This is a genomic window from Listeria sp. Marseille-Q6474, from assembly GCF_946902005.1.
GTDB classification, from domain to species: Bacteria; Bacillota; Bacilli; order Lactobacillales; family Listeriaceae; genus Listeria; species Listeria innocua.
The window spans coordinates 134160-148338 of sequence record NZ_CAMPPS010000001.1; the positions used below are offsets into that span (position 1 = coordinate 134160).

The 14179-nt window shown below is 37.2% G+C and carries 11 protein-coding genes and 2 other annotated features; all 11 genes read left to right on the forward strand.

All coding sequences use genetic code 11. From position 1 onward, the window contains the following. Positions 1-69: 69 nt before the first annotated feature. The 11 genes from nrdR to OC533_RS00710 all read left to right on the forward strand — a co-directional run bounded on the left by nrdR (position 70) and on the right by OC533_RS00710 (position 14142). Positions 70-534 (forward strand): transcriptional regulator NrdR, encoded by a 465-nt coding sequence (gene nrdR, locus OC533_RS00660; protein WP_003762439.1) that lies wholly within the window; start codon positions 70-72, stop codon positions 532-534. Positions 535-539: 5 nt separating this feature from the next. After that, a complete protein-coding gene (locus tag OC533_RS00665; RefSeq protein ID WP_194323473.1) occupies positions 540-1916 on the forward strand; it encodes a replication initiation and membrane attachment family protein in 1377 nt (458 codons plus the stop codon). A gap of 9 nt (positions 1917-1925) precedes the next feature. Then, positions 1926-2849, forward strand: a complete 924-nt coding sequence (gene dnaI / locus OC533_RS00670) for a primosomal protein DnaI (protein ID WP_003767061.1) — start codon at positions 1926-1928, stop codon at positions 2847-2849. Positions 2850-2899: 50 nt separating this feature from the next. Beyond that, positions 2900-3130 (forward strand) — a binding site (T-box leader). A gap of 69 nt (positions 3131-3199) precedes the next feature. Next, complete coding sequence (thrS, locus tag OC533_RS00675) at positions 3200-5122, forward strand: threonine--tRNA ligase (RefSeq protein ID WP_003762436.1); 1923 nt, start codon at positions 3200-3202, stop codon at positions 5120-5122. 105 nt (positions 5123-5227) lie between these two features. Then, positions 5228-5812, forward strand: a complete 585-nt coding sequence (gene yihA / locus OC533_RS00680) for a ribosome biogenesis GTP-binding protein YihA/YsxC (protein ID WP_003762435.1) — start codon at positions 5228-5230, stop codon at positions 5810-5812. A gap of 127 nt (positions 5813-5939) precedes the next feature. Next, on the forward strand, positions 5940-7247 hold the full coding sequence (gene hemA, locus OC533_RS00685) for a glutamyl-tRNA reductase (protein ID WP_070753017.1): 1308 nt from the start codon (positions 5940-5942) through the stop codon (positions 7245-7247). Between the two features lie 3 nt (positions 7248-7250). Continuing rightward, positions 7251-8180, forward strand: coding sequence for a hydroxymethylbilane synthase (gene hemC, locus OC533_RS00690; protein WP_185625318.1), 930 nt, complete (start codon positions 7251-7253; stop codon positions 8178-8180). Continuing rightward, entirely contained in the window at positions 8177-8899 is a 723-nt protein-coding gene (locus OC533_RS00695; RefSeq protein WP_194323472.1) for a uroporphyrinogen-III synthase, read from the forward strand. The genes hemC and OC533_RS00695 overlap by 4 nt, the downstream gene beginning before the upstream one ends. After that, positions 8896-9870, forward strand: a complete 975-nt coding sequence (gene hemB / locus OC533_RS00700) for a porphobilinogen synthase (protein ID WP_070753020.1) — start codon at positions 8896-8898, stop codon at positions 9868-9870. Before OC533_RS00695 ends, hemB begins: the two co-directional genes overlap by 4 nt. A gap of 12 nt (positions 9871-9882) precedes the next feature. Then, positions 9883-11172 (forward strand): glutamate-1-semialdehyde 2,1-aminomutase, encoded by a 1290-nt coding sequence (gene hemL / locus OC533_RS00705; protein WP_185512594.1) that lies wholly within the window; start codon positions 9883-9885, stop codon positions 11170-11172. Positions 11173-11219: 47 nt separating this feature from the next. Next, positions 11220-11446: a binding site (T-box leader), on the forward strand. Positions 11447-11493: 47 nt separating this feature from the next. Further along, positions 11494-14142 (forward strand): valine--tRNA ligase, encoded by a 2649-nt coding sequence (locus OC533_RS00710; protein WP_194323471.1) that lies wholly within the window; start codon positions 11494-11496, stop codon positions 14140-14142. The last annotated feature ends 37 nt before the right edge of the window (positions 14143-14179 follow it).

Sequence of the window (14179 nt, forward strand, 5' to 3'; positions counted from 1 at the left end):
ACTTTCACATGGTATAATGAGGCATACAAATAAACAGATAAAGAATGCTAGAGATAGGAGTGATTTTTTGTGAGATGTCCTACTTGTAAATATAATGGCACGCGTGTTGTAGACTCAAGACCGGCAGACGATGGTAACTCCATCCGAAGAAGGCGTGAATGTGAAAAATGCGGATTCCGTTTTACTACTTTTGAAAAGGTAGAAGAGAGTCCTTTAATAGTTGTGAAAAAAGACGGGGCAAGAGAAGAATTTGCTCGTGAAAAAGTAAGACGTGGTTTAATAAGAGCTTGTGAGAAACGCCCAGTTAGTGCGGAACAAATTGAAGAAATCGTGAATGAAGTAGAGCGTGAACTAAGAAACATTGGTGACAGCGAAATCGCTTCTGATTTAATCGGTGAAAAAGTAATGAATAAATTAGCGAGTCTTGATGAAGTTGCATACGTGCGCTTTGCATCGGTTTATCGCCAATTTAAAGATATTAGTGTGTTTGTAGAAGAACTAAAAGATTTGATGGAAAAAAATAAAGATAGGTGAGTAAATTGACGGAATTTTGGATGGAGCTTCAGGCGGTAGATAGCTATCAAGTGAAGGCAAGTGGGATTTTGACAGGTGCCGATAGAAAAATAATTACGATGTTGTATCAACCGTTAATGGGGGCAGAATGTCTTGCTTTATACCAAACCCTGTTCACAGAAGTGGAAGAAAACAGACTGTGGTCAGAAGCGCATTCGCACGTCCAACTTTTAAATATGCTTGATATTAGTTTGAAAGCGTTATTCGAGGCGCGATTGAAACTAGAAGGCTTAGGTCTTTTAAAAAGTTATGTAAAAACAGAAAATGACCAACGCTTTTATATTTACGAAATTTTACCTCCGTTATCGCCTGAAAAGTTTTTTTCAGATGGTCTTTTAAATATTTATTTATATAGTAAAATTGGCAATGCGCAGTTTCAGCGTTTGCGTCGTTTTTTTGCAGATGAAACTTTTGAAACAGATACATACAGTGAAATTACTCGTTCGTTCCAAGATGTTTTTGAGCCGTTTAAAGGTGGCAGTAGTGCAGTTCCATCAGAATCTAGCCAGGTTTTAGTGGATAAAATCGTGCCAAAAGAAATCGAATTTGATGACGCGAGTTTTGACTTTAATTTATTCTTAAGTTTACTTTCACCAGGTATGATTGCCAGGGAAAAAATAACAAAAGAAGTGCGCCAAACGATTTTAAAATTACACGGGATTTATCAAGTTTCTGAAAAAGATATGCCGAGTTATTTGTATCGTGCGCTTGATGCAAATGGCGAAATCGACATCGTTTATTTACGAAAAATCGTGCGCGAAGGCTACACGATTGAAAATGGCGCTCCACCAAAATTACAAATGAAGCAGGAAACACCTGTAAAAAAAGAACCAGAAGAAGCTTTAAATGATGAAGAAGCCCTTCAAGTATATTTAGAGAGCATCACGCCATTCCAATTATTAGTGGATATTTCAGACGGCGCGATCCCGGCAGAAACCGATTTACGCGTCGTAGAAGAAGTCATGAATCAACAAAATCTACCGGTTCCCGTGATGAATGTGCTAATTGAATATGTTTTACTTCGCCTAGACCGGAAGCTTTCTAAAAATTACATGATGACTATCGCGGCCCACTGGAAACGAAAAAATGTAAAAACGGCAAAAGAAGCTATGGATCTCGCGTGGCAAGAGCACGAAAAATATAAACGATTACAAGAAGAACCAGCCACACCGAAAAATAATAATTACAATCGAAATTACCAAAAATCCACTAGAAAAGAAATTTTACCGGATTGGTTTGATAAAGAACAAGTTGCTCCAGCAGAAAACAAAATGACAGATAAAGAAAAACAAACGCTTGAAGAACAAGTTCGTGAAATTAAAGAACGACTAAATAAAAGGTAGGTGAAGAATATGGATAACATCGAAAGAACATTAGGACAGCTTTTTGAAGGGCGAGATTTTGAAAAAGAATACCAAGGTTTAAAACAACAAGTTCTCCATTATCAACCAATTCAAGATTTTTTCAAGGAAAATAAAGAAGATATTACGGAACAATTAATTAATCAAAACTTGTCTAATTTGTACGAATTTATGACGCAACATAAAAAATTCACAGAGCAAGAAGAGACATTAATGCCTGGTTATGCTCCAAAACTTGTCCTTAACGGGGAATTCATTACTGTCACCTATTATCCAACAAAAGAAAAAATTGAAGAAGATAAACGTCGTGCTGTCGAGCGGAGAATTCGTTCGCTTTACATGCCAAAACAAGTGGTGGATGCTAATTTAGCTGACTTTTATACCGATGAAGAATCGCGTAAACTGGCGCTTGTTGAAGCTTATCAATTTTTAAATAACTATCCGCCTCAAAATGGTGAGCGTGTGAAGGGGTTATTTATTCATGGTAGTTTTGGGACTGGAAAATCCTACTTGCTTGGAGCACTTGCAAAAGAGTTAGCTTTAAAAGGTATTTCGACAACTTTAGTTTATTTACCAGAATTTATGCGGGAAGTGAAGCAGTCTATTTCGGATAATACTGTTGGCGAAAAAATCCAGTTTGCCAAAGAAACCGAAGTATTAATGCTTGATGATATTGGCGCAGAATCGATGACAGCGTGGACACGCGATGAAGTGCTGGGTGCGATTTTACAATTCCGGATGCAAGAAGAATTACCAACATTCTTCTCGTCTAATTACAATATGGATCAACTTGAGAATCATTTAATGTTTGCTCAAAATGGTACTGAAGAAAAACTAAAAGCTCGCCGAATCATGGAACGGGTGCGTTATTTATCTAAAGAGGTCAACTTAGAAGGAAAAAATCGCCGCTTCTAAAAAGTACTTGCAAATATATCTCATCGGGCTTATAATGTGAAGTAATATAAAACAAAGTGATGAAAAGGACAACCAATTTAACGGAAAATTATAGAGAGGAAGGGCTAGCTGGGAACCTTCTATTGGAACTTAAATTTGGACCACCTTGGAACTTCTATTAGGAACGTTTTTTACTAGTAATAATAGACGGATCGCTCCGTTACAGGCGACAAGAGTGAAGTAGTTGATTTTAGCTATTTCTGAATCTTGGGTGGAACCACGAGCATAAACTCGTCCCTTGACAACAGGAGGGATGGGTTTTTTATTTTGCCCTCCTAACCACATTTAAAAAAAGAAAAGGAGAGATTAGTATGAAAATCACATTTCCAGACGGCGCTGTAAAAGAATTTGAGCCAGGCGTGTCAACAGCTGACATCGCGGCTTCCATCAGCCCAGGTCTAAAAAAGAAAGCACTCGCAGGTAAATTAAACGGAGAATTACTTGACTTAGTAACTCCAATCCATGAAGATGGGGCAATTGAAATCGTCACTCCGGATCATGAAGATGCACTTGGCATTTTGCGCCATAGTACTGCTCATCTAATGGCTCAAGCGCTAAAACGACTTTATCCAGATGTGAAATTTGGAGTTGGTCCAGCGATTGAATCTGGTTTCTACTATGATATTGATACAGAAGCTGTTATTAGTGATGAATCTTTAGTTGAAATCGAAAAAGAAATGCAAAAAATCGTTCGTGAAAATGTACCAATCGAACGCGAAGTTGTTTCTCGTGAAGAAGCAATTAAACGTTTTGAAGCGATTGGCGATCAATATAAATTAGAACTAATCGAAGCAATTCCTGAAGATGAAACAGTGACAATTTATACTCAAGGCGAGTTTTTTGACCTTTGTCGCGGTGTCCATGTTCCTTCTACTGGTAAAATTCAAGTGTTTAAACTGTTAAGCGTGGCTGGTGCATACTGGCGCGGAGACAGCAACAACAAAATGCTTCAACGTATTTACGGCACAGCTTTCTTTGACAAAAATGGTTTAAAAGAATTTATCCAAATGCAAAAAGAAGCAAAAGAACGTGACCATCGTAAATTAGGGAAAGAATTAGATTTATTTGCGAACAGTATCGAAGTCGGTCAAGGACTACCTCTTTGGTTACCAAAAGGTGCAACTATCCGCCGCGTTATTGAACGTTACATCGTGGATAAAGAAGAACGCCTAGGTTACAATCACGTTTATACTCCAATTATGGCAAACGTGGAACTTTACAAAACAAGTGGTCACTGGGATCACTACCATGAAGATATGTTCCCAACTATGAAAATGGATAACGAAGAACTTGTGTTACGCCCAATGAACTGCCCACATCACATGATGATTTATAAAAATGACATTCATAGTTATCGTGAACTGCCAATCCGTATTGCAGAACTTGGCATGATGCACCGCTATGAAATGAGTGGAGCACTTTCAGGACTACAACGTGTTCGTGGGATGACTCTAAACGACGCACATGTATTTGTTCGCCCAGATCAAATTAAAGATGAATTCAAACGCGTTGTGGAGCTAATTTTAGAAGTATACAAAGACTTTGATATTAAAGATTACTCGTTCCGCTTAAGCTATCGTGATCCGAAAAATACTGAAAAATATTTTGACGATGATGCGATGTGGGAAAAAGCCCAAGCAATGCTTAAATCCGCAATGGATGAAATGAATATGGATTACTTTGAAGCAGAGGGTGAAGCTGCGTTTTATGGTCCAAAACTAGATGTTCAAGTAAAAACTGCTATAGGAAAAGAAGAAACTCTTTCTACTGTACAACTTGACTTCTTACTTCCAGAACGCTTTGATTTAACTTACATCGGCGAAGATGGTGAAAAACATCGCCCAGTAGTTATTCACCGTGGTGTTGTATCGACAATGGAACGCTTTGTTGCTTACCTAATTGAAGAATATAAAGGTGCTTTCCCAACTTGGTTAGCTCCAGTTCAAATGGAACTTATCCCAGTTAATGCCGACGCTCATTTAGATTATGCAAAAGGAGTCCAAGATAAATTACAACGCGCTGGACTTCGCGCGGAAGTAGATGACCGTAACGAAAAACTAGGATATAAAATTCGTGAAGCACAAACTAAGAAAATCCCGTACGCATTAGTACTTGGGGACCAAGAAGTAGAAGCTGGTTCTGTAAACGTTCGTCGCTACGGCTCTAAGGATTCAGAAACAATGGATCTAGACGCCTTCATTGCACAAGTAGTAGCAGAAGTAAGTAAATACTAATCTGAAAAATACTGTCTCAAATGGGGCAGTATTTTTTCATGGTGCTTTTTTCCTCTTTTTCCGTTATACTAGTAAAAGATAATGAATAGAACAGGATGGACAATTATGGATGTAAATAATGTAGAACTAGTAATAAGCGCTGTTCGACCAGAGCAATACCCTGAAACAGACCTTCCAGAATATGCACTTGCAGGTCGATCCAACGTCGGAAAGTCATCGTTTATTAATACGATGATTCGCCGTAAAAGTATGGCAAGAATTTCACAAAAACCAGGAAAAACACAAACGCTAAATTTTTATAAAATTGAAGAAGCGCTTTTCTTTGTCGATGTACCAGGCTACGGTTTTGCCAAAGTTTCGAAAACCGAACGCGAAAAATGGGGCGTCATGATTGAAACTTATATTACTTCTCGTGAGCAACTTCGTGGTGTTATTCAAATTGTAGATTTGCGTCATAAACCTACAGAAGACGACCGAATGATGTATGAATTTCTAAAGTATTATGATATTCCTGTCATTGTCGTAGCAACAAAAGCCGACAAAATCCCACGCAGCAAATGGCAAAAAAATGCTAAAATTGTTCGCGAAACACTAGATTTTGATCCTGACGACAAATTTGTCTTATTTTCTTCTGAAACAAAAATGGGAAAAGACGAAGCATGGCAGTTTATCAAAGAAGGAATGGAATAATAGAGAGAGTTGGAATGAAAAATCCAGCTCTTTTTTCCGTCTAAATACATAAACGGACTATTTGGTGTACACATCGAAAAGTGGTAGAATGTATTAGAGTTCAATTTAATTTTAGGAGGATTATCGAATGTTTATTCTCACCATGGGGCTGAATCATCACACAGCACCAATCGACATCCGCGAAAAATTAGTTTTTAAAGAAACAGAAGAAGAAATGGCCTTAGTAACATTACTGCAGGAAAAAAGTATCCTCGAAAATGTTATTATTTCGACATGCAATCGTACGGAGATTGTGGCAGTTGTCGATCAAATACATACAGGCAGATATTACTTAAAACGCTTTATGGCCAATTGGTTTCAAATGGATATGGATAAAATCGAGCCTTATTTGTTTTTTCATGAAGAAACAGAGGCCGTCAATCATTTATATAAAGTAACTGCGGGACTCGATTCACTTGTACTCGGAGAAACGCAAATTCTCGGACAAGTAAAACATGCATTCGAAATCGCGAAACAGACTGGAACAACAGGCACACTCTTAAATAAACTTTTTCGGGAAGTAGTTACTTTTGCAAAAAAAGTGCATCATCATACGAAAATTAACGAAAATGCCGTTTCGGTCAGTTATGCAGCTGTAGAAGTTGCCAAAAAACTATATGGTTCATTAGATAATAAAAAAATCGTCCTTATTGGAGCAGGGGAAATGAGCGAACTTGCTTTACAAAATCTTGCTGGAAGTGGCATTGCAGATATTACTATCATCAATCGCACAAAATCTAACGCAGAAATATTAGCGCATCAATTTCAAGCAAAAGTTGGTGCATATGAAAATATGTCGGACCATTTGTTAGAAGCAGATATTGTTCTCGTCTCAACAAGTGCTGAAGAGCCGATTATTAAACAGGTAGCTATGCAAGAATTGATGGAACAAAAAGCGAGCTCTATGCTTGTAATTGACATCGGCTTACCAAGAAATGTTGAACATGATTGTTCATATATTCCCAATTTCCATTTATATGATATTGATGATTTAGCTGGAGTGGTAAGTGCTAACTCTTTAGAACGTCAAAGGATCGTTCAAGAACTTGAAAACACCATTGAGACAGAAGTTCGAAGCTTTTTTGAATGGGAAAAACAACTCGGCGTCGTTCCTGTCATCCGAGCTTTGCGCGAAAAAGCGTTAGATATGCAAGAAGTTACTATGACTAGCTTAGAAAATAAACTTCCTGGATTAACAGAACGTGAATACATCCAAATCGGGAAACATATGAAAAGTATCATTAATCAAATGCTAAAACAGCCTATCTCAGAATTAAAGGAAATGTCTGTGGAAGAAAATGCAGATACAAGTATTGAACATTTTAAACGGATATTTGGTTTAACGGAAACAGATGTAGCTATAATAGAAAAAGAACAAGCTGAAACGAGGAGTTAATGCATGAAACGGAAAATAATTGTTGGTTCAAGACGTAGTAAATTAGCTTTAACACAGTCTAACTGGGTTATAAAAAAACTCAAAGAAAACTATCCTGAAATCGATTTTGAAATAAAAGAAATTGTTACAAAGGGCGACCGTATTTTAGATGTTACTTTGAGTAAAGTCGGTGGAAAAGGTCTATTTGTTTCTGAAGTTGAGCAAGCTTTGAGCGATGAAGTAATAGATTTCGCGGTACATAGTATGAAAGATGTGCCTTCAAGTTTGAAAGATGGACTAGTCATTGGAGCAATTCCAAAACGTGAATCCCCATTAGATTGTTTTGTTTTTAATGAGGTAAGCACGCTAGATGACTTACCAAAAGGTGCAGTAATCGGCACAAGTAGTCTACGTCGTGCGGCACAACTCTTAAAACATCGTCCTGATTTTGTCGTTAAGCCAATTCGTGGCAATATTGATACTCGGCTTCAAAAATTACATGCTGAAAACTTTGATGCAATCATTTTAGCAAAAGCTGGACTTGCACGAATGGGTTGGCTTGAAAATACGAGTTTAAAACTAGAAGATATATCTCCTGAATTATGTTTACCTGCTGTAGGGCAAGGGGCTCTTGCTATCGAATGTAGAGAAACCGATCTTCAAATTTGCGATATGCTAGCTTCTATTCACCATGACGAAACGGGAATCTGTGTAGAAGCAGAGCGCGTTTTCTTGAAAAAACTAAATGGCGGCTGCGAAATCCCAATTGCTGGATTTGCAACAAAAACAGGCGATTCAGTTCACTTTAAAGGTTTGGTTGGTAACGCAGATGGTTCCATTATTCTTGAATCTGAACGAACTGGTGCGAGCCCAGCTGAAATTGGTAATCAAGTAGCTGAAGAATTGCTGAGTGAAGGTGCAGATACCATTATCAAAGAACTGAGAAACATATGATTAAAAAAATTGTTTTAACAAGAGAAGCGAGCAAAAATAAACCATGGCAAGATTATTTTTCGCAAAATGGTTTCGACGTTGAATCAATTCCACTAATTGAAACGCATCCTAAAAAAATTAGTCTGAGTCTAAAGCAAAAAGAGGCAGACTGGCTTTTTTTAACAAGTGCGAATGCAGTAGAATATTTCTTCAATGAACAAGCTGATAAATTAAATTACAAAATAGCCGTTATTGGCGAGAAAACAAAAGAAAAGTTAGCAGAATATGGATATAAGCCTAATTTTGTTCCGTCCGTTTACCAATCAGAAATATTTTTGTCTGAGTGGTTAAGTGAAAATACTAGCCAAACAAGTATCTTACTTCCACAAAGCAACTTAAGTCGAACGATAATAGAAGATACACTGACGCAAAACGGCCACCTAGTTTTTCCGATTGAATTATATGAAACAAGCTTCCCAGAAAATTCTCAAACAATATTAATCGAACAATTGCAACTAGAGGAAAAACGAATAATTATTTTCGCTAGCCCTTCCGCTTGGAAAAACTTTTATATGATTGCGAAACAATTTTCTATTAAAAATGAAAACTGGCGCATTGCATCAATCGGTAATATAACTACCGAAGCAATTTTAGCAGATGGTTGGGAAGTTACATACCAACCAAAAACCTTCACCATGAAGCACTTAGCTGATTTGATAATACAGGAGGAATTTAAATGAATAATCAATTTGATAGACATCGTCGTTTAAGAAAGACAAAAACAATGCGTGATTTAGTGAGGGAAACAGTTTTACATACAGATGATTTAATCTATCCGATTTTTGTCAAAGATGGTACAGAACCAAAAACAGAAGTAGTTTCCATGCCAGGCGTTTTTCAATTCCCTTTACATGAATTAGAAGCGGAAATGAACGCTGTTGCGAGCCTTGGAATTAAAGCTGTTATTTTATTTGGAATACCTGCTGAAAAAGATGCTGTTGGCACACAAGCTTATCATGACCATGGCATTATCCAAGAAGCAACTAGATTAATAAAAAGCAAATTTCCTGAAATAATTGTGGTAGCAGATACATGTTTATGTGAATTCACAGATCATGGACATTGTGGTGTAATCGAGAATGGTCAAATTCTAAACGATGAATCACTAGAATTACTGAAACAAACAGCTGTCAGTCAAGCTGCTGCGGGTGCGGATATCATTGCGCCTTCAAACATGATGGATGGTTTTGTTCAAGTAATCAGAGAAGGCCTTGATGAAGCTGGGTTCTACGATATACCAATTATGTCTTATGCAGTGAAATACGCTTCTGCATTTTATGGACCTTTCCGTGATGCCGCTGGTAGTGCACCGCAATTTGGAGATAGAAAATCCTATCAAATGGATCCAGCGAATCGCGAAGAAGCATTACGGGAGGCTCAATCGGATGAGCAAGAAGGAGCAGATTTTCTAATAGTGAAGCCATCTCTTTCGTACCTTGATATAATGCGAGATGTAAAGAATCATACGAATTTACCTGTTGTAGCCTATAATGTTAGCGGTGAATATGCAATGGTAAAAGCAGCAGCTCAAAATGGTTGGATTGATGAAGAGCGAATTGTTTTAGAAATGCTGACTAGTATGAAACGAGCTGGAGCGACATTAATTATTACTTACTTTGCAAAAGATGTAGCAACATACTTAAACAAATAGGAGGCGGGAATTTTGCAAAACTATATAAAATCTGAAAAAGCATTTAAAGAAGCAAAAAAAGTTTTACCTGGTGGCGTAAACAGCCCAGTACGCGCCTTTAACTCAGTCGATGCTTCACCAGTTTTTATGGACCACGGGAAAGGCGCCTATATTACTGACGTCGATGGAAATGAATATATTGATTACGTTTTATCATGGGGACCACTTATTTTAGGGCATGCGGATCCTTCTGTTGTTAATGCGATAACAAACGCAGCTATGAAAGGAACTAGCTTTGGTACACCTACAGAAATTGAGACAGAACTAGCAAAACTCGTAATTGAGCGCGTTCCATCTATCGAAATAGTGCGTATGGTTTCTTCGGGAACAGAAGCAACAATGAGCGCTATTCGTTTAGCTCGTGGATACACGAAAAGAGAAAAAATCTTGAAATTTGAAGGAAGTTACCATGGTCACGGAGATTCTTTATTAATCAAAGCTGGTTCAGGGGTTGCAACATTAGGATTACCTGACTCGCCTGGAGTTACAAAAGGTCTTGCTGCTGATACAATTACTGTTCCATACAATGACGTAGAAGGCGCCAAACTAGCTTTTGAAAAATTTGGTGAAGAAATAGCAGCTGTTATCGTGGAGCCAGTCGCAGGAAACATGGGTGTTGTCCCTCCAATTGATGGTTTCTTAGAAGGATTACGAGAACTAACAACTGAATACGGTGCGCTACTGATCTTTGATGAAGTTATGACAGGCTTCCGTGTAGACTATTATTCTGCCCAAGGATACTATGTTGTAACCCCAGACATTACTTGTTTAGGAAAAGTAATCGGCGGTGGATTACCAGTTGGTGCTTATGGTGGTAAAAAAGAAATCATGGAACAAATTGCTCCAGCCGGTTCTATCTACCAAGCTGGTACTTTATCAGGTAATCCGTTAGCAATGAATGCTGGATTTGAAACGGTTCGACAATTAACACCACAACATTATGATGTATTCCGTTCCTTGATTAAGCGCATGGAAGAAGGCTTGACCGAAATTTCAAATAGACACGAAGTACCACTATCAATAAACAAGGCAGGCTCGATGTTCGGCTTTTTCTTCACTGATCAAAAAGTCACTAACTTTGATACTGCTAAAACAAGTGATTTAGAATTTTTCAGAAACTACTACCGAGAAATGTTAGCGCAAGGTATTTTTCTACCACCATCTCAGTTTGAAGGCGTTTTTATTTCTACAATGCATACTGAAAAAGAAATTGATGCGACTTTAGAAGCTTTTGACATTACCTGTAAAATGCTTCGCGGCTAATTGACGAATCTACAAACATTTGTTAAAATTATTTTTAGTATATAGAACTAAATGCGATGAAGAGGAAGAGTAGGTCATTTATTTTTCTAAGAGAGAAAGCGGTCGGTGCAAGCTTTCAAAAATAATGTCTGAAGGTAGCCTTGGAGCAGTTTTCCTGAAATAATAGTAGGGAATAACCGGTAGATCTCGTCTATCGTTAAAACAATGAAGTGCCTATATTTCTTATTGTAGGTAAAAAGGTGGTACCGCGAATAATACTCTTTTCGTCCTTTTATTAGGATGAGAAGAGTTTTTTATTTTGCTTAAAAAGGAGGAATCGTTATGACAGAACAAAACGAAATAAATATGCCTACCAAATACGAACCTAGTAATGTAGAGGCCGGGAAATATAAATGGTGGTTAGAAAAAGAGTTTTTTAAAGCAGAAGGTAATACTGATAAAAAGCCTTATAGCATTGTAATCCCGCCACCAAATGTAACCGGAAAACTTCATCTGGGGCATGCTTGGGATACAACATTACAAGATATAATTACTCGTATGAAAAGAATGCAAGGCTTTGATACACTTTATTTACCAGGGATGGACCATGCCGGTATAGCTACACAAGCAAAAGTAGAAGCTAAATTAAAAGAAGAAAATATTTCTCGTTATGATTTAGGTCGAGAAAAATTCGTTGATAAAACATGGGAATGGAAAGAAGAATATGCTGATTTTATCCGAGAACAGTGGGAAAAATTAGGTCTAGGTTTAGATTATTCCAGAGAACGTTTTACTTTAGATGCCGGCTTATCTGATGCAGTAAAAAAAGTATTTGTTACGCTATACAATAAAGGGCTTATTTATCGTGGACAGTACATTATAAACTGGGATCCAGAAGCAAAAACAGCATTATCAGATATTGAAGTTATTCATAAAGATATAGAAGGAAGTTTTTATCATCTAAAATATCCACTTACTGATGGATCAGGATATTTAGAAGTTGCAACAACCAGACCAGAAACAATTCCTGGAGATACTGCAGTTGCTGTACATCCAAAAGATGAAAGATACCAACACTTAATTGGTAAAACGATTATGTTGCCTATTTTGAACAGAGAAATTCCCATCGTTGCTGATGAATACGTAGAAAGAGAATTTGGTTCAGGAGCAGTGAAAATCACTCCAGCGCATGATCCAAACGACTTTGAAGTAGGCAATCGTCATGATTTACCAAGAATAATTGTAATGCACGAAGATGGAACAATGAATGATAATGCTGGTAAATATGATGGTTTAGATCGTTTTGTTGCAAGAAAAGCTATTATTCAAGACTTTAAAGATTTAGGCTTATTTATAAAACAAGAACCTCATCTTCATTCAGTAGGACATTCTGAAAGAACAGGCGCTGTAGTAGAACCGTATCTTTCATTGCAGTGGTTCGTTAAAATGGAACCTCTTGCAGCTGAAGCATTAGCACTTCAAAAAACAGAAGACAAAGTAAATTTTGTACCTGCTAGATTTGAAAAAACATATGAAACTTGGATGGATAATATTCACGATTGGTGTATTTCTCGCCAATTATGGTGGGGGCATAGAATCCCTGCTTGGTATCACAAAGAAACTGGCGAAATCTACGTTGGTGAGATTGAGCCTGAAAACCTAGATCAATGGGAGCAAGATGAAGATGTTCTTGATACTTGGTTTAGTTCTGCTTTATGGCCATTTTCTACTATGGGTTGGCCTGACACTGAAAATCCTGATTACAAACATTTCTTCCCAACTAATACATTAGTAACTGGTTACGATATCATCTTTTTCTGGGTATCAAGAATGATTTTCCAATCTGTTGAATTTACAGGAGAAAGACCTTTTAAAGATACTTTAATTCATGGTTTGGTACGTGATTCAGAAGGGCGCAAAATGTCTAAATCACTTGGTAACGGAGTAGATCCAATTGAAGTTATTGACAAGTATGGAGCCGATTCATTACGCTACACACTTGCAACTGGTTCCTCACCTGGTCAAGACTTGAAATTTAGTTTTGAAAAAGTAGAGTCTACTTGGAATTTCATTAATAAAATTTGGAATGCATCACGATTTGTATTAATGAATCTTGATGGTATGAAATATGATGAAATCGACCTATCTAATGTGACTGAAGTTAGTGATAAGTGGATCTTAACAAGACTAAATGAAACCATTCAAGCAGTTACTTCTCTAGGTGAAAAATATGAATTTGGTGAAGTTGGCCGAACTTTGTATAACTTTATTTGGGATGATTTTTGTGATTGGTATATTGAAATTGCTAAAATTCCATTATACGGAGAAGATGAAGTTGCTAAACAAACTACAAGATCAGTACTTGCATATACTTTAAATACTACAATGCGCTTGCTACATCCTTTCATGCCATTTGTAACAGAAGAAATTTGGCAAAACTTGCCTCATGAAGGTGAATCTATCACCATTTCCAACTGGCCTGACGTTAATGAGCAACAAATGGACTCAAAAGCATCAACTGCAATGCGGACATTAGTTGAAGTAATTCGAGCTGTACGAAATATCCGTGCAGAAGTGAATACGCCTCTTAGCAAACCAATCGTGCTCGAAATAAAACCAAAAGATGAAACTTATAAAGAAATTTTAGAACAAAACATCTCTTATATAGAACGTTTTTGTAATCCGGAAAAAGTTACTATAGCATTTGACATTGAGCCTTCTAAGACTGCAATGACAGCTGTTGTTTCTGGCGCTGAGATATTTATTCCATTAGAGGCATTAATTGATTTAGACGTAGAAATCGCTCGCCTTGAAAAAGAACTGGAAAAATGGAATAAAGAAGTAGCTAGAGTTCAAGGTAAACTAAATAACGAACGTTTCATTAGTAAAGCTCCTGAAAATGTTGTAGCAGAAGAACGCTTAAAAGAAAAAGATTATCTAGAGAAAAAAGCTTCAGTTCTTGAAAGGATTGAAACGTTGAAAGAAGTTTAATAAAATGATTTGACCTTATCATAAAATCGTGTGGTAA

What these genes read in the sequence shown, in the direction of transcription:
- OC533_RS00695 (WP_194323472.1), top strand. Translation starts at nt 8,177, where the DNA reads ATGATTAAAAAAATTGTTTTAACAAGAGAAGCGAGCAAAAATAAACCA.
- hemB (WP_070753020.1), top strand. Translation starts at nt 8,896, where the DNA reads ATGAATAATCAATTTGATAGACATCGTCGTTTAAGAAAGACAAAAACA.
- hemC (WP_185625318.1), top strand. Translation starts at nt 7,251, where the DNA reads ATGAAACGGAAAATAATTGTTGGTTCAAGACGTAGTAAATTAGCTTTA.
- OC533_RS00710 (WP_194323471.1), top strand. Translation starts at nt 11,494, where the DNA reads ATGACAGAACAAAACGAAATAAATATGCCTACCAAATACGAACCTAGT.
- dnaI (WP_003767061.1), top strand. Translation starts at nt 1,926, where the DNA reads ATGGATAACATCGAAAGAACATTAGGACAGCTTTTTGAAGGGCGAGAT.
- yihA (WP_003762435.1), top strand. Translation starts at nt 5,228, where the DNA reads ATGGATGTAAATAATGTAGAACTAGTAATAAGCGCTGTTCGACCAGAG.
- hemA (WP_070753017.1), top strand. Translation starts at nt 5,940, where the DNA reads ATGTTTATTCTCACCATGGGGCTGAATCATCACACAGCACCAATCGAC.
- thrS (WP_003762436.1), top strand. Translation starts at nt 3,200, where the DNA reads ATGAAAATCACATTTCCAGACGGCGCTGTAAAAGAATTTGAGCCAGGC.